Raw genomic sequence first — 23137 nt, 5'->3', positions numbered from 1 at the left:
AGATTTAATTTTAAGCTCTTGCTCTAGCCATATTCATTTTTCTGATTTTCAAGATATTATAAATCAAGCCCTTTCTGCTAATCGTAAAAAAGCACAAGTTTTGCGCCTATCTAGCCAAGGCTTTGATCATCCCTATTTGCAATCTATGCCCCATGGGCAGTATTTAAAATTTACGCACTTAAAGTTAAGTTCTTAGCTTTTGTAAATTTCGTTTTTAAGTATTTAACTTTTTATTAGCTTTGCTTTTTATTTTTTATATCTAAAGCTTTTTTGTAAATAATTAAAGCTTGAATGGCCGAGGGGTTAACCCCGCTAATTCTGCTAGCTTGACCCAAGGTAAGCGGTTGCACGGTTTTTAATTTTTCCACCTCTTCGTTAGATAAACCTTTAACTAGACTATAGTCTAAGGTTGTTTCTAACTTCATGTTCTCTAGTTTTCTAGCACGGCTTACCCTTTCTTCTTGCAATTTAATATAGCCCTCGTACTTAACTTGCACCTCTACGGGGTAGTGAATGTTTTCTTCGTATTGCGTCTCTAGCCCAAAGTCTAGCAAGTTTTTGTAATGAACAGGCACTCTTTTTAAAAAATCTGCTAAAGAAATTTGTTTATGGATAGGCGAAAAGTTGTGTTGTTTTAACTTTTCTAAGGTAGGGGGGTTGGGAACCATTTTAATTTGTTTAATTTCGTTATAAAAGGCTTTTTGCTTTTCTAAAATGCTAGACAGGTGGCAAAAGTCACTTTTAGTAATTAACCCCGCCTGAAAAGAGGTGTCAGCCATTCGCTTTATAACATTGTCTTCACGCAAAACTAATCGATGCTCTGCTCTTGAAGTAAGCATTCGGTAAGGTTCTTTAGTCCCTTTAGTTACCAAGTCGTCAATTAAAACTCCGATATAAGATTTGTCTCGACCTAAAATAAAAGGCTCTTTGTTTTTTAGTTTATTGCTAGCATTAACCCCTGCCATCAACCCCTGACAAGCGGCCTCTTCATACCCGCTGGTTCCATTAATTTGTCCTGCAAAATATAAATTAGCTATGGCTTTTGTTTCTAAAGTGGCGCGAACCTGTAGGGGGTTAAAAAAATCGTATTCCACCGCATAGCCTGGTTTTAAAATTTTTACATTCTCTAGGCCTGCAATAGTTTTTAAAAATTGTAATTGTATTTCTTCTGGCAAAGAGGTCGAAAGGCCTTGTAAATAAATGCTGTTTCCACCAAGGGTTTCTGGCTCTAAAAAAGTTAAGTGTCGGTCTTTGTCTTTAAAGCGCGAAATTTTATCTTCTATGCTAGGGCAGTATCTAGGCCCCGCCCCCTTAAGACCTCCAACATAAATAGGGGACTTGTCAAAGTTGTTTCGAACAATGTCGTGCGTTTTTTCATTAGTGTAGGTGCTGTGACATAAAACTTGTTGTAAAGCTAACTGGTTGCTAGATTTAAAACTCAGTGGCGTAAATTTATCATCGCCTTTTTGCACTTTGGTTTTTTCCCAATTAATACTATTGCCATCTAAACGGGGAGGCGTACCGGTTTTTAATCGCGTTACCAAAAACCCTTGCTCGGCTAATTGATCAGACAAACCCACCGTAGCTTTTTCGTTTACGCGGCCACCCGAAACACGCTTGTCACCAATATGTAAAATTCCCCGCATAAAAGTACCTGTGGTTAAAATCACAGACTTTGAAAAAATTTGTGCGTCGTCTTTTAAAACCACGCCCTCTACTTTTTGATTATTTAATAATAAACTTTTTACTTCTGCTTCTTTTATGGTTAAGTTTTTTTGCGTGCTTAAAAAATTTTGCACCGTTTTAGAATAAATAGTTTTATCACACTGTGCCCTAGAGCCCCTAACCGCCGGGCCTTTACTTTGATTTAACTTTTTAAACTGTATGCAAGATTGATCAGCCGCCTGTGCCATAAAGCCACCCAACAAATCAATTTCTTTTACAATATGCCCTTTACCTAAACCTCCAATGGAAGGATTGCAGCTCATAAAAGCGATAGTGTCCGTCGAGCTAGTTAATAAAAGCGTATTATTACCAAGGCGTGCTGTGGCAAGAGCAGCCTCAACCCCCGCATGCCCTCCCCCTACAATAATAATGTCAAATTGGTTTTTCATATTCTGTTACTTGTTTATGTTACAGAAGGGGCTTTGTCACTAATGGTTTTGTTAATTAAACCCCAGCCCATTACTTTCCCAAACAAAACTGCTTAAACACCTTGTCTAAAATTTGATCGTCAAAGTCTTTTCCTAAAATATTATAAATATTAAGTAAAACTTCTTGCAGCTCAAAAGCAATAAATTCTAGATCCTTTTTTTCTTTAAACATAGTCATAGCTTTTTTAGTGTGGCCTTGGGCCTTAGTTAATAAGTCAAAATGCCTGGCCTGTAAAATAACTGCCGATTCCCCTTGGTGTTGAGATGTAATAAATTGTTTTAAAAAATTTATTAAGGGTATTAAGCTTTCTTTTTGTTTTGCGCTAGTTAAAAAACACTTATCTTTACCAGGAGCTTTTATGTTTAAAGAGGCAAAACTTTTTTCTATGCAAGTATAAAATAGTTTTAAATTAAACGAAGGGTTTAAGTCGGTTTTGTTAGCAATAAATAAACAGCGATCAAAGTTTTTTACATTTAAACGATTTAATAAGTTTGTTATATCTGCTTCTAAAAAGTTTTTAGAAATATCAAACATGCAGAAAATAAAATGGGCTTTTGCTATTTTTGCTTTTGCGTTTTTAATGCCTTCTTGCTCAATGCAATCCTTGCTGTCTCGCAGGCCTGCTGTATCAACCAGCGTTACGGGTAAACCTTCTAAATTTATTGTTTCTTCTAAAAAATCTCGAGTGGTTCCCTCTTGAGGGGTAACAATGGCTCTGTCTTTTTTTAAAACAGCATTAAATAAACTCGATTTTCCCACATTGGGCTTTCCCGCCAAGGCTACAAATAACCCCTCTTTAAATAAACAGGCTTTATTGTAACTATCTAGTAAAGTTTGTATCTCTTGGTAAATGCTTTTTGTTTGTTTTAAAAGTTCTTTTAACGAGCTGACCTCTAGCTCTTCTAAAGAAAAATCAATGTTTGCCTCTAGTTGCGCTAACACTTCTATCAGTTTTTTTTCTATACTTTTTAATAAAACAGAACCTTCTCCCTCTATTTGTCGTAAAGATAATTGGGCCATGGTTTTATTTTGGCTTTCAATTAGTGACAAAATGCCTTCGGCCTGTGTTAAGTCGATTCTTCCGTTTAAAAAAGCCCTGTAGGTAAACTCTCCCGGCTCGGCTAAGCGAAGCCCGCTGCTAATTAGTAAATTTAAAATTTGGTAGCTGCTTTGCAAACCGCCATGGCAAGAAATTTCTACGCTTGGCTCTGTGGTAAAAGACCGGCCTTTTTCAAAGTAAGTAACTAGTACTTCATCAATTTTTTTTCCATTTTCAAAGTCTTGAAAAAAACCATAGTAAACTTGGTGAGATTGAATTTTACTATTTTTTAAAAAAGGACAAAAACGAGTAACCGCCGATAGACTTTGGTTGCCGCTAACTCTAAGCACTGCAATGGCACCTCTACCAGGGGAGGTGGACAGTGCACAAATAGTATCTTCGTCATTGCGAAACATAAATGCTTATATTCCGGCAATTATTTATTATAGTTTGCTTCCGACTGAGAATCTACATTATGTTCTAAGGTATTGTAATTTACCTCTTCTTCTTTATCTTCTTTATCTTCTCTGTTTTCTCTGTTTTCTACAGGCTCTTTTTTATTAAAAGGCTTTTTTGTATTTTTTCGTGCGTCTGGTCTTCGTGCGTCTGGTCTTTTAGAACCTTTTATAACTAATTTAATTTTTTTATAATCGCTGTTTCCAATGGAAATAGCTTCCACTTCTTTGTCTTCAGAAAAAAACTGATGAATTAATCTGCGGTTTTTAGCAGACAAAGGGTCAAAGTAGGCAGGTTTATTCTTGCTTAAAACCGCTTTTTTTAATTTTTCTGCTTGCTTCATTAAATTGGCTTCAAAGTCTTCTCTAAAAGAGCCCACATTAGCAACAACATAATATCTGTCTTCAAATTGCTTATGTTGAATAATTCGAATTAAAAACATTTGCAAAGAATCTAAAAGTTGTCCGTTTTTTTGTGTTAGCAAGTTTTCATCTTCTCCAAAAAAATCAATAGTAATAGTATTGTCTTTTTCGCCCATATCAAAAGACAACTGAAAGTCGGCTTTTTCAATAATTCCCTCTAAGGTGTCTGCAACTAAATCTACAGCTCCTCTTTTTTTTCCTTTAAAAATACGATCTAAAAAACTCATGTCTTCTCCTTTATATAATAATAGTGTTTTTATGCTTTTACTTTTACAAAATAATATTGCTGCAATAACCCTAACCCAGCATTTACAAACATATATAGTGTTAAACCACTAGGTAACCCAAACATAAAAAAAGTAAATACAATAGGCATCATTAACATAATTTTAGCTTGAGCCGGCTCTAAATTGCTTGGTGTCAGCTTTTGTTGTAAAAAAATAGTTAATCCAGAAAGCACGGGAAACAAATAAAAAGGGTCTTTTGTGCTAAGGTCTGTAATCCAAAAAATAAACGGGGATTGATAAAGCTCCACGCTTTCTCCCAAAACTTGAAAAAGAGCGAAAAAAATAGGCATTTGTAACAACATGGGTAAGCAGCCCGATAAAGGGTTTACTTTATGGTTCTTCATTAAAGCCATCATTTCTTGGTTTAACCGCACTTTATCGTCTTTGTGCTTTTCTCTTAAGGCTTTAATTTTAGGTTGCACCAACTGCATAGACTTCATGCTGTTAAAAGATAAAATATTAATAGGAAGTAAAACCGTCCTTACTAAAACGGTTAGTAAAATAATAGCCAAGCCCCAGTTGTGCACAAAACCAAAAATCCACTCTAGCAGTTTTAAAATAAAACTGGCTGTTCCGTTAAAAAAACCAAAATCAATGGTGTCAGAAAGTTGAGGGTCTACTTTAGCAAAAATAGCGTTAGATTTAGGGCCAAAGTAAGTTAGGTATTTTAACTCTAAATTTCTTTTGTTGTTGGGAATAATATAGCTGTATACTATTTTTGCCGCATTATCTTGTTTTAAAATTTGAAAGTTTACATTAGATAATAAATCCGATTTTTCTAAAAAAACTGAAGTAAAGTAACGGCTACCCACAGAAAGCATTTTTATTCCCGAAATAGTTTTATTAGTGTTTTGTGTTTCTTCTAATAAAGTTTCTTCAGAAAAGCTCCATCTTTCTTTTTCTTTTAAATTAGAAATAAATATTTTTTTAGTGTCGTTAAAGCTGCTAAGCTTTGTGGCTTCTTTACTTAGCGTTTCTTTCGTATATAGCCCAATCGAACTAATGGCTTTGTTTGAACTTTTAACCTTTAGGCTAACCTCCACAGAGTAGCTCTCTGGCTTTACTGTAAATACTTTTTCAACCCTTGTGCCGCTTGTATTTGCAACCCCTTTCCACTGGTTTTTGCTAATCGGCGTAATGTGAAAATGTAAATCTTCGCCATCGTATAAAAAGCTAGAAAAAAATTGGCTTTTTTCGTCGCCAAGACGAATGTTTTTTTGCTTATGGTCTTTATACTTTTTTAACACTACATTTTTTATAGCCATTCCCTTAGAGGAGATATCAAAGGATAAAAAAGGAGTTTGCACAAAAAACAGCTTCTCTTTTTTTGCAAAAGCTTTTTTATGGGTCTTTTTTGTTTGCTCTGCTTTTTTAGAAATTGCTGACAATAATTGCTGTTGTTTTTTCGTATTGTTGTTATTTTCTACTGCGCTAATTTTTTGCGCTTTATAATTTTTTGGATATTTTTGTACTAAGTGCTGTTGCCAAAAAAACCAAATTACAGAAACTAAAACAATAGCAAAAATAGTTTTAAAATCAAAAAAAGTGTTTTTTTCATTCATGAGAGCAGCCTTTTTGTATTGGGTCATAGCCCGATCTTCCAAAAGGGTGACAAGAAAACACCCGCTTAAAGGTTAGTTTAAGGGCTCCAAAAACAGTGTGCTTTTTAAAGGCCTGTTGTGCATATTCAGAACAGCTAGGGTAAAATCGGCAGGCCCCTCCCAAATAAGGAGATAAAAAACATCGATAAAAATAGATAAAAAAAGAACAAATCCAGGACAGCTTTGTTGTAAAGCTATTTTTGAATGTGTTGTAAGGCTTTTTTAAGCTGAGAGGAAAATATTTCATAGTTTAATTTTTTGTAAAAATCTTTTTTTTGTCTTAAAAATATAATGTTTATATCATAGTTGCTTAGGTCTTTATATTCGCTAGAGATAACACGACACCATCTTTTTAAACGATTGCGAATAACAGCTTTAGCAAGATAAGAGGGTGTAGTCCATGCAAATCGTGAATAAGTATAAGGGTTTTTTTTATAGCTAAATAATACCCATTTGGCTGGGCGAAAAGTATTTCCGTTTTTTTTTAAATTACTAAAATCTTCTTTTAATTTTAAAGTAACTAGTTTGCTTTTATTACTTTCCACCAGCTTCAACAACTAATCTTTTTCGCCCTTTTGCTCTACGGCGATTAATTACATCTTTGCCAGCAGCGGTTTCCATTCTAGAGCGAAAACCGTGCTTTCTTTTTCTTCTTAAATTACTAGGTTGGTATGTGCGTTTCATTTTTTTCTCCAGCTTTTCTGAAAGCTCCAAACAAGACCGTATAAAAACATAGTAATAATATTTGGTCAAGATATTGCTTTTTTTTCTTGCCTATGGTAGAAATTTTTCACACCCAGATAAGCTCAAGTAAACTTACATTATTAAATGATTTAATCTTTAGGATATTTTTTGAAAAAGCAACAATGTGCGGGGATTTGGAGTTTAGTAAAATCCAATATTTTAGAAAAAAATAAAGACAATACGCCGTTAATTATGTGGTTTAAAACCACAGAGCTAATGGGTGTCTTAGAGGATGCCGAGAAAACCGTGGAGTTTTCTTTGTCTGTGCCCTCTGAATTACACAAAGATTGGATTAATACTAACTTAATTGATATTATTTTTTCTGAAATTAGCAAAAGCTATCCTGATACTTTTAAGGTCAGTATTCATATAAAAAATCATGATAACCTAGAAAATACAAACACTTATCAAAATATTCCCGAAGCCATTGAGGTTAATTCGCCAGTTAAAATACCTAGTCCTGGTCAAAATTATATTGGGTTACAAAAAGACTATGTTTTTTCTAAGTTTGTAGTGGGCAGAAACAATGAATTTGCCCATGCCGCCTGTTATGCCATAGCTCAAAAGCCAGGAACTACAAACTATAACCCTTTATTTATTTGTGGCCCTACAGGGATGGGTAAAACGCACCTTTTAAATGCTGTTGGCAATCATATTAGAGAAAACTATCCAGAAAAAAAGATTTTATATACCACTGCCGAAAACTTTTTAAATGATTTTTTAAAATCCATTAAACATCAGCAAATGGATCGCTTTCGTCAAAAATACAGAGAAAGTGTGGAAATATTGCTAATAGACGATGTGCAGTTTTTAGCAAAAAAATTAGGCATTCAAGAGGAGTTTTTTAATATTTTAAACCATTTTTTTGCAAATAACCAACAGGTGGTTGTGGCAAGTGACAAAATGCCTAAAGATATTAATGGTTTAGAAGAAAGGATTCGTACTCGTTTAGAATGGGGTTTGGTGGCAGATATTCATATGCCTGATTTAGAAACTCGAATTGCTATTTTAAGATACAAAGCAGAACAGTATAAAATTTCCCTCCACTCTAATATTATTGAATATATTGCAAAAATATCAAAACGCTCTATTCGCGAATTAGAAGGTAATTTAAATAAGATTAAAATTTTTTCTGATTTTAAAAAAAGCTCTTATAATGATTCTAGTACTATTACCTTAGATTTTGTTAAAAAAACTTTAGTTAATCATATTAGTGAAGAAAAGCTGACTATAGAAGAAGTGCAAAAAATGTGTTCCAGTTACTTTAAATTAAACATTAAGGATTTAAAGTCTAAGTCTCGTAGTAAAAATATTGTAACAGCGCGTCAGTCCGCTATGTTTTTAATGCGTAAGTACCTTAATATTTCTCTTATGGACATCGGAAAGGCTTTTGGAGGAAAAGACCATACCACGGTCATTAACGCTATCCGCCGTGTGGAAGATAAAATGACAAAAGATGCTAGTTTTAATAAAGATCTTAATAGTTTAGAAACGGAAATACAGAATTTCACAGGTATGTGAATGTGAATTGTGGGAAAGCCTGTGGAAAAGCCTGTTAACAAAAATGTGTGTATAGTTTTCACCATTTATTTGCTTGTATAACTGCTTTTATTAACAACTTAATACACAAGGAAAGCCAAAGAATTTTAATGACTTAACGCTAAAATCAGAATATACAAAGGCCTACTACTACTACTATTAATATATATATATATAATAGAAAACAAGAATATGAAAATAAGTATAAAAAAACAAAATATATTAAAGTTATTAAATAAAGTACAAAGCATAGTGGAACGAAAGAACCACATGCCTATTTTAGCTAATGTCTTGTTAGAGGCAAAAGAGGGCTTTCTTTTTATTTATGCCACTAATTTAGAAGTTAGCTTAATTGATAAGACTGTTTGTAAAATAGAAAAAGAAGGCAAAACGGTTGTTAACTCTAAAAATTTATTTGAAATTATTAAAGAGCTTCCTGATGAAGAGGTTATTTTATCTAAAAATGAAACTAATAATTGGTTAAAAATAAAACAAAATAAGTCTAATTTTGATTTAGTAGGATTGGATGTTAAAAAGTACCCCATATTTCCATCATATAATATGAAGAATACTTTAAAATTTTCTAAAAATAATTTTTTAGAAATGTTAGAAAAAACTTTTCACAGTATTTCTAATGACGAAACTAGATACCATTTAAACGGTGTATTTTTTTCTAACAGAGAAACAGAAAAATCTAAAGACTATGTTATGGTATCTACCGATGGGCATAGATTAAGTTTAGTAGAAAGTTTAAATGAAAATAAAGAACAAGTAAATTTAGAAGGAATTATTGTTCCAAAAAAAGGTTTATCAGAAATAAAAAAAATATTTGATATAGAAAAAGAAATAGAGAATTTTAAAATTTCTATAGAAAAAGCACAAATAGTAGTATCTTTAAATCACACTATACTAATTATCCGTTTAATAGATGGTAAATTTCCCGACTATAATAAATTTATACCAAAAAAAACAAAGCAAAAAGCTACAATTAATAAAGAAGTTTTTTTATCCGCTTTAAAAAGAGTCTCTTTGCTGTCTAATCAAAAATCAAAAAACATTACTATAGAGTTTAATAAAGACACTTTAAAAATGAATGCAAACAATGCAGAAATGGGCAATGCAGAAGAAGAAATCCCCATAGCATACTCGGGGGATAATATTGTCGCCGGGTTTAATGCTAGATTTTTAATTGAAGCTTTAAGTACCATAAAAGAAGAAGAAATTCTTTTTTATGTTAAAGATAAAATTTCCCCAGGTCTTTTAACACCAATAAAAAATACAAAGTTTAAGTATGTAATTATGCCTATGCGAATTTAAACTTTATGTTTATTGAAAATATAGATTTAACTTACTTTAGAAATTTTAAAAAAACCAATTATACATTTAACCCAAGCATTAATATTTTTGTTGGATTAAATGGAAAAGGGAAAACTAATTTATTAGAATCCTTATATTTGCTAAGCTCCTCTTCTTCTTTTAGAAATACTACTCCAGGTTGTTTTATTAATAGTAATGAAGAAGCGCCATATTCTAATATTAAAGCAACCATTAATAACGATACATTAACCGAGCTAAAAATTTTATTTCAAGATAATAAAAAAAAGTATTTCATTCACAATAAACCAAGCAGTTTTAAAAAATTTAAAATAATTAACTCTATTGTTTTTAACCCAGAAAGCTTATCTTCTGTAAAAGGAAGTGCCGAAACTAAAAGGCAGTTAATTGATGAAATTTTATGTTCAATATCCTTATCAAATAATGAGGTATATACAAACTTCAAAAAAATTTTAAAGCAAAGAAATGCTTTATTCTTTGACAGCAAAAAAGAAAAAATTAGCCAAGATAAGGCTCAATTATTAAAGCCTAGCTTAGATGAAGTTTTTATAAAGTGGGCTACAGAATTAACCGTTTTGCGGCTAAAGCTATTAAGCAATCTTCACGATTTTTTTCAAGACACTTTTAGCGCTATTTATCATAACAAAGATGTTAAAGTAGCCTTTAATTACTGTATTTCTTCTAAAAATGTTCAGTCTTGGAAAGAAGAAGAAATTGCTTCTTTTTTAAAAGAGCAAATAAAAGAAAAAGAGGCTGCAGAATGGGCCTATGGTTCTAGTTTAGTAGGCCCTCATAAGCATGAAATTAGCTTTTTAATGAACAGAAAAGACTCACGCTATTACAGCTCTCAAGGGCAGCAAAAAACCTTAATTTTATCTTTAAAAATCGCTCAAATGATGTACTATTATAAAGTTAATAAAAGCTACCCTATTTTATTATTAGATGATGTTCATTCGGAGCTAGATTATACAGTTAGACAATACTTAATGCGTTTTTTAAATAACATAAAAACTCAAATTTTTTTAACAACTACGGATATTCAATTTTTGGAAGGGTTTAGTAAAAAAGGAAAAATTTTTAAAATAGAGTAAAGATAGAGGTTTTATGAGTACTAATTATGACGCTTCCTCCATTCAGGTTTTAGAAGGTTTAGAGGCGGTAAGAAAGCGACCAGGTATGTATATTGGTGACACCACAAACAGAGGGTTTCATCATTTAGTTACAGAAATTGTGGATAATTCTGTGGATGAGTCTTTAGCTGGTCATTGCAGCAAAATTATAATTTGTTTAAATGCTGATGGTTCAATAAGCGTAGAAGATAATGGCCGTGGTATTCCTGTAGATCAACATAAAACAGGAAAGTCGAGCTTAGAAGTAGTTATGACTGTTCTTCATGCCGGAGGAAAGTTTAATAGCGATACTTATAAAGTTTCTGGTGGGCTACATGGTGTTGGTGCTTCTGTAGTTAACGCGTTATCTAGTTATTTAAAAGTAGAAGTAAAACGAAATAATTTTGTTTGGGAACAAGAATATGAAAAAGGAGTTCCCATATCTAAAGTAGAAAAATTAGGAGCTACTGAAAGTACAGGAACAAAAATTTCTTTTAAACCAGACGCCAGTATATTTGATTCTGACTGTAATTTTGATTTAAATATTTTATCAAAACGATTTAGAGAAATGGCCTTTTTAAATGCTGGCCTAGAAATTATTTTAAAAGACGAAGTTAGTAAAAAAACACAAGTGTTTAAATACGAAAACGGGTTAATTGATTTTATTAACCACTTAAATCAAAGTAAAAAAAGTTTACATAGCGAAGTAATTTATTTTACTGGAGAAAAAGATTCGATAGAGGTAGAAATTGCTATGCAGTGGACAGATTCTTACTCAGAATCGGTTTATACTTATTGCAACAATGTAAATACTCCCGAGGGAGGAACACATTTATCAGGATTTAAAAAAGCCTTAACAAGAACAGTAAACTCCTCGTCTATTTTAAAAAAAATTAGTAAAGATTCTAAAGTAAAACTAGAGGGCGAGGATATTAGAGAAGGTTTGACCGCCATTATTAGCGTAAAGGTAATAGACCCTCAGTTTGAAGGGCAAACAAAAACCAAATTAGGAAACCGAGAAGTTGTTGCTGCTGTAGAAAGTTTATTAGGCGATAAACTAAAAGACTGGTTAGACTCCAATCCAAACTCTAGCAGAACCATTATTGGCAAATGCGTAGATTCTGCAAATGCCAGAATGGCAGCAAGAAAAGCTCGCGAGCTTACTCGTAGAAAATCGGCCTTAGATTCTAATTCTTTGCCTGGCAAAATGGCAGACTGCCAAGAAAGAGACCCCGCACTTTGCGAACTGTACTTGGTGGAGGGAGATTCGGCAGGGGGTTCTGCCAAACAAGCGAGAGATAGAAAAACACAAGCTATTTTACCGCTGAAGGGTAAAATTATTAATGTAGAAAAAGCCAGATTTGATAAAATGATTTCTAACGAGGAAGTAAGAATGCTTATTTCTGCTCTTGGAGTGGGGATAGGAAAAGAGAATAAAGATTTAACAAAACTGCGGTACCATAAAATCATTATTATGACCGATGCCGATGTGGATGGGTCGCACATTAAAACATTGTTACTAACTTTTTTATATAGACAATACCCCGAATTAATTGAACACGGATATGTTTATGTTGCTCAACCACCTTTGTACCGTGTGAAAAAAAGCAAATCAGAAACTTATTTAAAAGATGAAATAAAGTTGTCAGAATATTTATTTAAAAATAGTGTTGATAAAATAAAGATAAAAAATTTAAAACAAGAAATGGGAAAAGACGATTTAAATGAATTTATTTTAAATATTCAAAAATTTAAAAAGTTAATAAGTATTTTGTCTTCTAAATATGAAGTAAAATTTTTAAACTTTTTTCTACAAAGCCAATTGCCATTAAAAACTATTTTAGAAAGCAAGGAAAACACTTTAAACAGTTTTGAAGCTTTAAAAAAAGAAGTTAGCAAAAAAACGGAATTTGAAGATAACGATGTTTCTAACTTAAAAGTAGAAATAAAAGAAAATACCGAATACAAAAGCAATGATCTTATTATTAGCTACGATCAGTTTGGCATTGCTAAAAAAAATACCTTTGATCAAAAATTTATTAGCTCTTTAGATTGGATTGAATTAAGAAAAATTACTGAAACATTAAAAACCACGACAAGCTTGCCGTTACAGGTAGAATTTTCTGCCAACACTGAAGAGGAGTTTAGCTCTTATGTAGAATTTTATGATGCGGTTATGAAAGAGGGTAAAAAAGGCATATATTTGCAACGCTATAAAGGTTTGGGAGAAATGAACCCTGACCAATTATGGGACACCACTTTAAACCCAGAAAACCGAACACTAGTAAAAATTTCTATCGACGACGCTGTTGGCGCTGACGAAACCTTTAGTGTGTTAATGGGAGAGCAGGTGGAACCTAGGCGTGAATTTATTCGAGAAAATGCATTTTTAGTTAAAGGTTTAAATATTTAGATAAAGTTTTGGAGAAACACAAATGGCAGATAAAAATATTATCCTAGTAGATATTAATAAAGAAATGAAGGACGCCTATCTTCAATACTCTATGAGTGTGATTGTAGGACGAGCTTTACCAGATGTTCGCGATGGATTAAAGCCAGTACATAGAAGAATTTTGTTTTCTATGTATCATTTAAATAATTTTTTTAATAAACCCTATAAAAAATCCGCTCGTGTTGTGGGTGATGTTATTGGTAAGTATCACCCCCATGGAGACAAGGCGGTTTATGATTCTATTGTAAGAATGGCTCAAGATTTTTCTTTACGCTATCCTCTTATTGATGGGCAAGGTAACTTTGGGTCTATCGATGGGGACTCTCCAGCGGCACATCGTTATACAGAAGTAAGAATGACAGAGTTAAGCTCAGAGCTTTTACAAGATATTGAAAAAGAGACAGTGCCTTTTGAATATAACTATGACGACACCTTATTAATACCCACTGTTTTACCTTCTAAATTTCCTAATTTATTAGTTAACGGAAGCTCTGGAATTGCCGTAGGTATGGCTACAAATATTCCTCCACATAATTTAATAGAGGTAATTAACTCTTGTTTAGCGGTTATAGAAAACAAAGACATTACTGTAGAACAATTATTAGAAATTTGCCCAGGCCCAGACTTTCCAACAGCCGCTGTTATTTCTGGCCGCTCAGGAATTGTTTCTGCTTATAAAACAGGAAAAGGAAGTGTTAAGTTAAGATCAGTTACACACTTTGAAAAAACAGGTTCCACAGAACAAATCATTGTAACCGAGCTACCTTATCAAGTAAATAAAGCACGATTAATAGAAAATATTGCAGAGCTAGTAAGGGATAAAAAAATAGAGGACATTACAGACATCAGAGACGAGTCTTCTAAAGAAGGAATTCGTGTTGTTATTATTTTAAAACGAAATGCTTCTGGAGAGGTTGTTTTAAACCAACTTTATAAATTTACGCAACTTCAAAATAGTTTTCATATTTCTCTTTTGGCTTTAGATGCAGAAAGCAATCCAAAGCTTTTTACTTTTAAACAAATGATAAGTTCTTTTCTTGAACACAGAAAAGATGTTATTTACAAAAGATGCATTTTTGATTTAAAAAAAGCAAGAGCAAGGTTGCATATTTTAGAAGGGCTATTAAAAGCTTTAGATAGCATTGATGCTATTATTAAAACTATTCGCGCCTCCTCTGAAGCCAGCGTAGCCCGTAAAAAATTAATAGAAGACTTTGCCTTTTCTTTAAAGCAAGCTAACGCCATTTTAGAAATGAAGCTACAGCGCTTAACAGGCTTAGAGAAACAAAAAATTGAAAATGAAGTTAAAGAATTAAATGTAAAAGTTAGCTTTTTACAAAAAGTAGTAAGTTCTGTTTCAGAAATTTATAAAATTATTATAGAAGAGCTAACAGAAATAAAAGAAAAGTTTAACAGTCCTCGCTTAACTAAAATAGAACAAAACGAAAGCGAAGAAATGGTTGATGAAGATTTAATTACAGAAGAAAACATAGTAGTGGCATTAACTAAAAAAGGTTTTGTTAAACGAATGTCTGTTGACGAGTATCGTTTACAAAAAAGAGGCGGCGTTGGAGTTAAAGGCTCTACCAGAGAAGAAGATTTTGTAACGCACTTATTTTCGGCAACCACACATACTTTATTTTTAGTGTTTTCTAACTTTGGAAAAGTTTATTATACAAAAGGCTATAAGTTTCCTATGGGTAGCAGAACAGCAAAAGGGTCGTCTATTCGCAATATTATTAAGCTAGAAGATAAAGAACAGGTTCAAGCCATTTTGCCTATTACCAGTTTTGGAGAAGATAAATTTTTATTAACGCTTACCACAAAAGGGGTTATTAAAAAAACAGAGCTAAGCGCTTTTGAAAAACAAAGAAAAAGCGGATTAAAGGCAGTTAGTATTGAAGAGGGCGACACTTTAAAAGATGTTTGTATATTAAACAAAAACCAAAGCTTATTTATTGCTACTAAAAAAGGAATGTCTATTCACTTTAAAGAAGATCAGGTAAGAGCTATGGGCCGATCGGCAAAAGGAGTTCGAGGAATTAGATTGCGAGCGGGCGATGAAGTTATTGGGTTAGAAATTGTAACCGATATCGAGTCTAGCGTAGTATTGTTAATAGGCAATAATGGCTATGGTAAGCGCACTAATCTTTCAGAGTATCGCCTACAATCAAGGGCGGGAACAGGAATTACCACATATAAAGTTACAGAAAAAACAGGGCCGCTTGTAGCTATAAAAATGGTTAAAGATGATGATCAAATTTTATTAAGCACTAATCAAGGCCAAGCGATTAGAACTTCGGTAAAAAATATTTCTATTATCGGGCGCTCCTCTCAAGGAGTTCGATTAATGAATTTAAAAAATGAAGAAAAAATTACAGGCTTAACTATTTTAGAACAAGAAAACCTTTTTGAAAAACACGGTGATGAAAAATAGTTTAACTGTTGTTTGTTTGCTATTAAGCTCGTGCATATTTCAAAAACAAAATTTAAGTTATTATCAAAAAAACTTTGAAAAGTTAAAATACACAGAGCAAGCAAACAATATTGCTAAAAAAATTCTTTTTTTACTAAAAGAAAAAGAACTTTTTTATTCAAAAGCCACTCCTTATTTGTTGTATTTAGCAAAGCACGCAGAAAGCACGGATGAACAAGCGGCTTATCAAGAAAAATTAGCCAGTATTTACTTTAAAAAACCTGCACAAGTTAATAAAGCCATACAAATATGGTTTAATTTAATAGCAACAGCTAAAGAAAACAAAAAAAACCAGTATAAAATTTTAATAGCTAAGGGCTATTTTAAAAACAAAAAATATAAACAGGCATTATTAGAATTAAGAAACATGAAGGGGTTAAATAAAAAAATGTCTTTGTCGGCACAGCTGTTAAAAATAAAAATATTTTTAGAGTTAAGGCAATGGCACAAAGTTATTGATTTGTATAAAGCAGTAAAAATAAATTTTTATTTAGAATATAAAAAGCAAGAACTGGCTTTGGGGTTAATTGCTGCATATAAACAGCTGTCCCTGCACCAACTTATTTTACAAGAATTACAAGAATTAAAAGCCTATCATGCTTTTCCCCGCTTTGTTGAGCGACGCATTTCTATTGTTAAAAAACGCATTAAAAACCAACCTAAGCTAAGAAGGTAAAAGATGAATGCATTTATTTGGGTTAGCCTTGCTACAGAACTAGGAGTTTTAGTTTATATAGCTGTTTATGTAGGAGCCTATTTAGAAAAAAGCCAAGGCAAGCCACAGGCTACGGCGGCCTTGTTAGTGTTATTTTTCATAGTATGGATTTTTCAGTTAGTTTTTTTGGTAAAAAAATGGCAAAACCAATTAAAAGATTAACAAAAAATAAGGCTGCGCGTTATTCCTGTTTCTCTGTAGCTAAAACTTGAGAGAAGTTGAAAAATCAAGTAATAACAAGTCTGTCATGGTACATTTTCACTGGGCTCAATTACTAGATTTTATTAAACACGACCAGCTTCATATAGCTAGCTCTGTTTTAATTTTATTTTTTTCTTTTGCATTTTATTTTTTTGGAAAAAAGGTGTTGGGCACAGGCAGGGAAGCAATTGTTCCTTCGGGTACAATTTCTTTAAAGGCTCTTCTTGAAGGAGCGTTGCACTTTATTGCCTCTTTGGTGGAGATTGTTATGGGCAAGGGGAATACTCGCTATGTACCTATGTTTGCAGCCCTGTTTTTTTATGTTTTTATTAGCAATATTTTTGGATTATTTCCTGGATTTTTACCTCCCACAGATAATATCAATACCACAGTAGCCTTAGGCTTTTTTTCTTTTTTTATTTATAACTACCATGGCTTTCAAGCACACGGCATTAGCTATTTAAAACAGCTAATGGGGCCTGTTGTTTGGATGGCTCCATTGATGTTAATTATAGAGTTAATTTCACACCTTGTAAGGCCCTTCAGTTTGGGTTTACGGTTACAAGGAAATATGCTGGGAGACCACACAGTTTTGTCTATTTTTTTAGATCTATTTCCCTACGGAGTACCCGTATTATTTTATGCACTAGGAGCATTTGTTTGCTTTATGCAGGCCTTTGTATTTACTATGTTAAGCATAATTTATGTGGCCATGGCGACTTCTCACGACCACTAAATTTATAATTTTCTGCTTGAAAAAAAACTAAAATCAGTTAATAAACTTATGAGTAAATTAAACAACAACAAGGAAACTTTTATGAAAAGAATACTATTATTTTCGTCTGCGCTATTTGCCTCAATTCCAGCACTAGCTAATGAAGGGGGAGCGATTAATGGTTCTGCGGGCATGTATGCTATTGCAGCTGCTGTGGCCATTGGTACGGCAGCCTTTGCCGGTACTTTTGCGCAAGGAAAAGTGGGAGCTTCAGCGATGGAAGGTATTGCTAGAAACCCAGAAGCACAAAAAAGCATGTTTGTACCAATGATTATTTCTTTAGTACTTATTGAGTCTTTAGTGATTTATGCTTTAGTAGTTGCTTTCCAATTAATAGGAAAAATTTAAAACTTTTATTGTAAAGTATTCCAATAAAAAAAAGGCCAAGTACACACTTGGCCTTTTTTGTTAACGGCTTGTTAGTTAGCCATTTAACAACTGCTTTAATTCGGCCTTGATTGGCAATTTTGTTTGAGACTCTATTTCTTTAAGCATTTTTTCTAAGCCTTCAGAAGTTGTGGCTTCGCAGCGTACAACAATAACCGACTGAGTATGAGAAGCCCTAATTAAACCCCAAGAATCTTTAGTTTCAATTCTTACCCCATCAATAAAATTAGTAGAAAAAGTATTTGATGTTTTATAGTGGGCAATAATATTTTTCATTAAAAGGCTTTTGTCTTTTACAGGAACTTCAATACGAAGTTCCGGCGTGGTATAAGTGTTTGGGTAATCTTTTAAAAGCTCTGTAATACTTAGGCCAGTTTCTGTCATAATTTCTATTAGGCGCAACCCAGCATACAAGGCGTCATCATAGCCATAATTTCTATCTGCAAAAAAAATGTGCCCACTAAACTCACCTCCAAAAGGAGAATTTTCGTCTGCTATTTTTGTTTTTATTAAACTATGTCCTGTTTTCCACATAATAGGTTGTCCGCCATAGGCCTTAATGTTTTGGTACAAAATATTAGAACATTTTACATCACCGACAATTTTTGCATTCTTATTTTTCTTCAAAACAAATTGACTAAATAAAGATAAAATTTTATCTACGGCAATTAAGTTGCCTTTTTCGTCTAATACTCCAAGCCTGTCTGCATCACCGTCAAGGGCTATGCCTATTTTAAGTTTAGATTTTAAAACCACTTTTTTTAAATCTTTTAAGTTGCTTTCAATGGTGGGGTCGGGGTGGTGGTTAGGAAAATTTCCATCAAGTTTATCAAACAACATAATGGGGCTAAGGCCTGCGGCTTGGTACATTTTTTCTGCTATACAGGCGCCCACACCATTGCCACAATCTAAAGCTAAAGGCATGGATGCTAAGTTTTTAAATTCTTTGGCGTACCTTGCAATATATTTTTCATAAAGTTCTTCTTGTTTATTTATAAAAAATAATTCTTTTTGTGAAGATTGTTTAAGCGCATTATTATCAATTATGGTTTTGATTTTTTGGATATCTGTTCCAAAAACACTTTTAGAGTTTAAGGACATTTTAAAGCCATTATAGTTTTTAGGGTTATGACTGGCCGTAATCATAAGAGTGGCATCTACTTCAGGAAAAATAAAAGAAGAAAAATAACTCATGGGAGAGGTTACAAGACCCAGCTCGTACACGCTAACATTACTTTGTTTAAAAGCCGCCAACATTTCTTTATACAGGCTAGGGCTAGAAAGCCGCACATCATGGCCCAAGCTTATAACCCAAGATTTTTTATCAGGATTTGTGTTAATGCAAAAAGTAGAAAAAGCTTGAGCTAGTTTATAAGCAAAGTCGTCAGAAAAGTCTTCGTTATAAACTCCTCGAATATCGTATTCTCTATAAATATCTGAGTTAATAAGCATGGATTATAAAAATATTTTAATTTTAGAAGCGCGCTTTTCTTTTTTAATCCAACTTTGCAAAGCCAATTTAAATTTTCGATCAAAAAGGCGAGCCTTTGCTTTGTTAAATATACTTTTATATTTTTCGCCAGGAATTTTTGTAATGCTTTGAATTTTCACTAAGTGATATTGGTTAGCTATTTTTATAGTTTGTGGTTTTTTTAGTTTTTTTAGTTTTTTTACAAACAACCTAAGCTTTCGAGACATTTGCGGATAGGTTAATTTTACCCAAGGGGTAAAGTCAGAACTAGGTGCGGTTTTATTTTCTGTTATAGCGTGTAGCAAATTATACTGTGCTTTAAGCTTAGGAAGTTTGGTGCCGGCTTTAAAAATATAATTTTGTACCTCTGTTTGGCTAATCTGCACTTTTGGAGAAATAAACTGTCTTAAAAATTGATTAATTTCTAATTTGATTTTTATAAACTTTTTATACTGGCTATAATCAATTTTTTTTTCTTTAAGTAAGTGTTTAAATTGTTTGATGGTTAACTTGTAGTTACTGCGAATTTTTTCTACATAACTGTTAACCTCAGAAGGGCTTACCGCTAAGTTGTGTTTTTTAATTTTATTCAAAAGTAGTTGGCGAGTAATTAGGTAGTCTAACAACAGCCTATTGTTTTTTAATAAATTTTTATTTTTATATAAAATATCTCTTAAGCTGTCGGGAAGGTTGCTATTTTTTATTTCTGTTTTTGTGCGAGATATTTGGCTTAAAAAAAGCATTTTATGATTAACGGTAGCCACCGTTTTATTAAGAAGCTTAGCCTTTAGGGGAGACGCGCCAAGAGCCAGCAAAAAAGGTATTAGTATAAAATATTTCATAACTGCTTTAGTAGAGCTTTATTAACAAGAAGGGTTTTGTTTTTTAGCTGTTTTTGTATCCAATCTTGATACAGGTTATCTATTTTTTTTTCAATTAGTATAGCTTTAATAAAGGAATAGGGTTTAGACAAGCCTTTTTTATTTTTTTGCAATTTTAAAACCTTATAAATGTGCCAACCCCAAGAGCTTTTTACTATAGGGCTAATTTCGCCAACCTTCATTTTAAACGCAGGGTCAAACACCGAAGAAGCTCCGTAAGGCACTTTAATTTTTCTTTGTGCCAAAATGGGATTAAACTTAGGCAAGATATTATATAAATTAAAAAAACTCATTTTATTTTTAACTAAAAAAGAACGAATAATTTCTGCATCTGTTTCTGTTTTTAACAAAAGGTGTTGCAAAACTACGGTTTTTACAGGCTTTAAATGCCGTTTTTTTTTATTTAAAAACAAGGCAATATCTTTTTTACTAATGCGAACTAGTTTTTTGTGCAACTTAACCCACTCTTTTCGCAACAACATAGATCTTACAAAAGCAGTGAGTTGTTTTTCTGAAACATTATTTTCATACAAACTTTGTTTAAAACTAATTTTATCAGAGTAACCACGCATTAGCTTTTTAAGATATTTTTGCACTTTAGAGCTAGTAACAACAATATTTTTTTCTTTAGCCCATTTTTTTAATAAGTAGTTTTCTAAAAACTGCTTTATAATGCGTTTTTTTGTGAACTCAGAAAGCTGGCTTTGGTATTTTTGATTAAATATTTGTGAGGGGAAGCTTTGGCTTTTTTTTAAAAGTTGTTTTAAAGTAAGTTTGTGGTTTTCTATTTGTATAACAACCACGCTGTCTTTTTGAGTTTTTTTAGTAGAGCCAGTACAGGCTGTTAAAAAGCAACAGCTAAAAACTAGAGCATAAAAAAACCCCGCCGATAGAGCGAGGTTTTTTTTTAAAGCATCAAACATACTTTGGAGCATAAACTATTTTATTTTTTTCAATAATTTGTTGTTCACTTTAATAGCGTAGCGTTTTTTTAATTTTTTAAAGAAAGCATTAAAAATTTTTGCTCGTTGGATATCAAAAACTGCAGCCTTTAAATATTGTTTATTCGCTTGAGAATATTTTTTAATACCCGTTAACTTAATAATATGAAGCCCATAAGGGGTTTGTATAGGAGCGCTAATTTTGTTTAATTTTAATTTTTTAGCTGCGTTATAATAATTAGGAACTAGGGTTACTCTAGTTTGATACCCAAGGTCGCCATTTCTGGTTTTCGAAGCCGCATCATCGGTATATAAATGAACTAACTCTGCAAAAGGCTTTTTACTTTTTTTAACATCATTATAAATTTGCTTAGCTCTTTTTTTAGCTAAGCGAACTTGTTTTAAATTAGCATTGGGTTTAATAGATATTAAAATATGGCTAGTGCGTATTTCGGGAAATTGATAATAATACCTTTTCATTGCACTAGGTTTAATTTTAATAGCTTGAACAGATCTAGATAAATGTTTTTCTAAATAGAATTTATAAAGCTCTTGCTCCATTCTTTGCTTAAACTTAGGAGAATTTTTTACATTTTCTTTGTTGGCCTCCTGTATGCCTATGCTAAAACGAATAGAATCTTCTAGCACCGCGCCTGGAGTTGGAGGGTTAAAGCTACTGCTTTTTATTTGTTTGTATTTATGTTTAAACTCTGTTTCGGTAATTGTTTTGTTGGCAATACGGGCTAAGGTTGCTGCAAAACTGGAGTTAAAGCTTAGTAGTATTATTGCGCTAATAAAATAAATGATCTTCATGTGTTGCTCCTGTACATATAATTACTGTATTATTGCTTAAGGACAGGCTAGGAGCAAGTTTTCTTTTAAGACAGCTGGGCTTTTAAAGCTTCTGTTAATTTTGGAACAATACTTAAGGCATCGCCCACTAGACCATAGTTGGATTTTTTAAAAACAGGAGCATCGGCATCGGTATTAATAGCCACAATAATTTGACTGCTGCTCATTCCCGCTAAGTGTTGAATGGCTCCCGAAATTCCACAAGCAATATATAATTTTGGAGAAACAGTTTTTCCTGTTTGTCCCACTTGCATATCATGAGAAACCCAACCCGCATCCACTACCGCTCGAGATGCGCCCACGCTAGCGCCCAACACATCAGCTAAATTGTTTAATAATTGAAAATTGCTAGCTTCTTTAAGCCCCCTTCCCCCCGAAACAACAATATTTGCCTCTGTAACATCTTTGGTAGAGCTTGTTGCTTGAGAGGTAGAAAGCAATTGTATTTTATTAGCTGTGTTGATGGAGTCTAAAACAGTAATGTTTATATTCTCTGTTGGTTGGGGTTGCACTTCAAATTGATTAGCCCTTAACAGTATAGCTAAAGGAATGGGATTGGTGGAAAAGCAAAGTTGCGCTGTACACTTTCCAGAAAATAAAGATTGCGTGGTAATAATTTGATCGTCTTTTTTTTCCACACCAATAACATCGCTAGTTATTTGCAAGGACGAGGCGGGCACTCTAAAAAACATATCTTGGCTAAATAAAGAATTATTAGAAAAAAGAATAGAAGCTTGTGACTGGGCAATAGCTTGTTTTAATAACAAAGAAATGGCCTCGGGGGCGTAGTCTTCCGCTTTTTCCGAACAAAACACATGGGTAAAGCCGTATTGTTTTAGCTCTGCCGTAAGCTCGGGGGTGTTCACACCCATTAAAAAAGCCATGTTTGTACACTGTAATTTTTGAGACAGGGCAATGCTTTCTAAGCTAGATTTTTTAATCGTATTACCAAATACTTCGACACAAATTAATGCTTTCATTGTTTTCCTTTTTTAAAGTTACTACCTTATAAAGCTTTTTGTTCTTTTAATTTTGTAATTAACTGATTCACTTGTTCCTCTTCGGTTCCTGTTAACATATCCACACTAGGTCTCTCGCCGGGCAGATTGTAATTAGTAAATGAAAAGTTGTCAGAAATGTTTAAGCCTTCCCAAGAAACTTCTTCAATGGGTTTTCTTTTTGCTTTCATTATTCCTGGAAGGTTAGGGTATCTAGGAGTATTTAAACCTTTGTCTGCACCAATAATAGCCGGCAAATTAAGCGAGTACTCTTGCTTTACCCCTCCATCTATTTTTTTAGT

Annotated in this window: 23 protein-coding genes; 10 read left to right on the top strand and 13 right to left on the bottom strand. The window is 32.9% G+C overall.

Annotated elements, in window-relative coordinates; translation table 11 throughout:
* A partial coding sequence (locus tag HAW63_00315) for a class I SAM-dependent rRNA methyltransferase (protein ID MBE8162419.1) occupies window positions 1-196 on the top strand: 196 nt, incomplete at its 5' end.
* A 37-nt stretch (window positions 197-233) separates the two neighbouring features.
* Here the strand turns inward: HAW63_00315 and mnmG are convergent.
* The 7 genes from mnmG to rpmH form a co-directional block, all read right to left on the bottom strand.
* A complete protein-coding gene (mnmG, locus tag HAW63_00310) occupies window positions 234-2114 on the bottom strand; it encodes a tRNA uridine-5-carboxymethylaminomethyl(34) synthesis enzyme MnmG (GenBank protein ID MBE8162418.1) in 1881 nt (626 codons plus the stop codon).
* Window positions 2115-2184: 70 nt separating this feature from the next.
* Window positions 2185-3609, bottom strand: a complete 1425-nt coding sequence (mnmE, locus tag HAW63_00305; GenBank protein MBE8162417.1) for a tRNA uridine-5-carboxymethylaminomethyl(34) synthesis GTPase MnmE — start codon at window positions 3607-3609, stop codon at window positions 2185-2187.
* A gap of 20 nt (window positions 3610-3629) precedes the next feature.
* Window positions 3630-4298, bottom strand: a complete 669-nt coding sequence (locus HAW63_00300) for a hypothetical protein (GenBank protein MBE8162416.1) — start codon at window positions 4296-4298, stop codon at window positions 3630-3632.
* 29 nt (window positions 4299-4327) lie between these two features.
* Window positions 4328-5920 carry a membrane protein insertase YidC gene (gene yidC / locus HAW63_00295; GenBank protein MBE8162415.1) on the bottom strand — a complete coding sequence of 531 codons (1593 nt, stop codon included), beginning with the start codon at window positions 5918-5920 and terminating at the stop codon, window positions 4328-4330.
* Complete coding sequence (gene yidD, locus HAW63_00290) at window positions 5913-6206, bottom strand: membrane protein insertion efficiency factor YidD (protein ID MBE8162414.1); 294 nt, start codon at window positions 6204-6206, stop codon at window positions 5913-5915. The genes yidC and yidD overlap by 8 nt, the downstream gene beginning before the upstream one ends.
* On the bottom strand, window positions 6154-6504 hold the full coding sequence (locus HAW63_00285; GenBank protein MBE8162413.1) for a ribonuclease P protein component: 351 nt from the start codon (window positions 6502-6504) through the stop codon (window positions 6154-6156). Before HAW63_00285 ends, yidD begins: the two co-directional genes overlap by 53 nt.
* Window positions 6494-6643 (bottom strand): 50S ribosomal protein L34, encoded by a 150-nt coding sequence (gene rpmH, locus HAW63_00280; protein ID MBE8162412.1) that lies wholly within the window; start codon window positions 6641-6643, stop codon window positions 6494-6496. The genes HAW63_00285 and rpmH overlap by 11 nt, the downstream gene beginning before the upstream one ends.
* Window positions 6644-6811: 168 nt before the next feature.
* Between rpmH and dnaA the strand changes: the two genes are divergently transcribed.
* From dnaA to HAW63_00235, 9 genes are all read left to right on the top strand, one after another.
* Window positions 6812-8224, top strand: a complete 1413-nt coding sequence (dnaA, locus tag HAW63_00275) for a chromosomal replication initiator protein DnaA (protein MBE8162411.1) — start codon at window positions 6812-6814, stop codon at window positions 8222-8224.
* Between the two features lie 210 nt (window positions 8225-8434).
* Window positions 8435-9559 carry a DNA polymerase III subunit beta gene (gene dnaN, locus HAW63_00270; protein MBE8162410.1) on the top strand — a complete coding sequence of 375 codons (1125 nt, stop codon included), beginning with the start codon at window positions 8435-8437 and terminating at the stop codon, window positions 9557-9559.
* A gap of 5 nt (window positions 9560-9564) precedes the next feature.
* Window positions 9565-10668, top strand: a complete 1104-nt coding sequence (gene recF / locus HAW63_00265) for a DNA replication and repair protein RecF (GenBank protein MBE8162409.1) — start codon at window positions 9565-9567, stop codon at window positions 10666-10668.
* 13 nt (window positions 10669-10681) lie between these two features.
* A complete protein-coding gene (gene gyrB / locus HAW63_00260) occupies window positions 10682-13099 on the top strand; it encodes a DNA topoisomerase (ATP-hydrolyzing) subunit B (GenBank protein MBE8162408.1) in 2418 nt (805 codons plus the stop codon).
* Window positions 13100-13121: 22 nt separating this feature from the next.
* Window positions 13122-15575 carry a DNA gyrase subunit A gene (gyrA, locus tag HAW63_00255; protein ID MBE8162407.1) on the top strand — a complete coding sequence of 818 codons (2454 nt, stop codon included), beginning with the start codon at window positions 13122-13124 and terminating at the stop codon, window positions 15573-15575.
* Window positions 15565-16290, top strand: coding sequence for a hypothetical protein (locus HAW63_00250; GenBank protein MBE8162406.1), 726 nt, complete (start codon window positions 15565-15567; stop codon window positions 16288-16290). Before gyrA ends, HAW63_00250 begins: the two co-directional genes overlap by 11 nt.
* A gap of 3 nt (window positions 16291-16293) precedes the next feature.
* On the top strand, window positions 16294-16491 hold the full coding sequence (locus HAW63_00245) for a hypothetical protein (protein MBE8162405.1): 198 nt from the start codon (window positions 16294-16296) through the stop codon (window positions 16489-16491).
* Between the two features lie 85 nt (window positions 16492-16576).
* Entirely contained in the window at window positions 16577-17266 is a 690-nt protein-coding gene (gene atpB, locus HAW63_00240; protein ID MBE8162404.1) for a F0F1 ATP synthase subunit A, read from the top strand.
* An 81-nt stretch (window positions 17267-17347) separates the two neighbouring features.
* Complete coding sequence (locus HAW63_00235) at window positions 17348-17653, top strand: ATP synthase F0 subunit C (GenBank protein MBE8162403.1); 306 nt, start codon at window positions 17348-17350, stop codon at window positions 17651-17653.
* Window positions 17654-17728: 75 nt separating this feature from the next.
* Here the strand turns inward: HAW63_00235 and HAW63_00230 are convergent, their stop codons facing one another.
* The 6 genes from HAW63_00230 to HAW63_00205 all read right to left on the bottom strand — a co-directional run.
* Window positions 17729-19144, bottom strand: coding sequence for a phosphomannomutase/phosphoglucomutase (locus HAW63_00230; GenBank protein MBE8162402.1), 1416 nt, complete (start codon window positions 19142-19144; stop codon window positions 17729-17731).
* 3 nt (window positions 19145-19147) lie between these two features.
* Window positions 19148-20005, bottom strand: coding sequence for a hypothetical protein (locus HAW63_00225; protein MBE8162401.1), 858 nt, complete (start codon window positions 20003-20005; stop codon window positions 19148-19150).
* Window positions 20002-20979, bottom strand: a complete 978-nt coding sequence (locus HAW63_00220; protein ID MBE8162400.1) for a hypothetical protein — start codon at window positions 20977-20979, stop codon at window positions 20002-20004. Before HAW63_00220 ends, HAW63_00225 begins: the two co-directional genes overlap by 4 nt.
* A 3-nt stretch (window positions 20980-20982) precedes the next feature.
* The gene (locus HAW63_00215) at window positions 20983-21798 is read right to left on the bottom strand and encodes a hypothetical protein (protein MBE8162399.1); all 816 of its coding nucleotides are present in this window, start codon (window positions 21796-21798) and stop codon (window positions 20983-20985) included.
* A gap of 65 nt (window positions 21799-21863) precedes the next feature.
* The gene (locus HAW63_00210) at window positions 21864-22454 is read right to left on the bottom strand and encodes an electron transfer flavoprotein subunit alpha/FixB family protein (GenBank protein ID MBE8162398.1); all 591 of its coding nucleotides are present in this window, start codon (window positions 22452-22454) and stop codon (window positions 21864-21866) included.
* Window positions 22455-22843: 389 nt separating this feature from the next.
* Window positions 22844-23137, bottom strand: a 294-nt coding sequence (locus tag HAW63_00205; protein ID MBE8162397.1) for an electron transfer flavoprotein beta subunit/FixA family protein, incomplete at its 5' end; no start/stop codon positions are given.

The organism is Pseudobdellovibrionaceae bacterium (genome assembly GCA_015163855.1).
GTDB lineage: Bacteria > Bdellovibrionota > Bdellovibrionia > Bdellovibrionales > UBA1609 > JAAOIH01.
The sequence above is the reverse complement of the archived record's forward strand: the minus strand, read 5'-3'. Positions and strand labels throughout refer to the sequence as shown.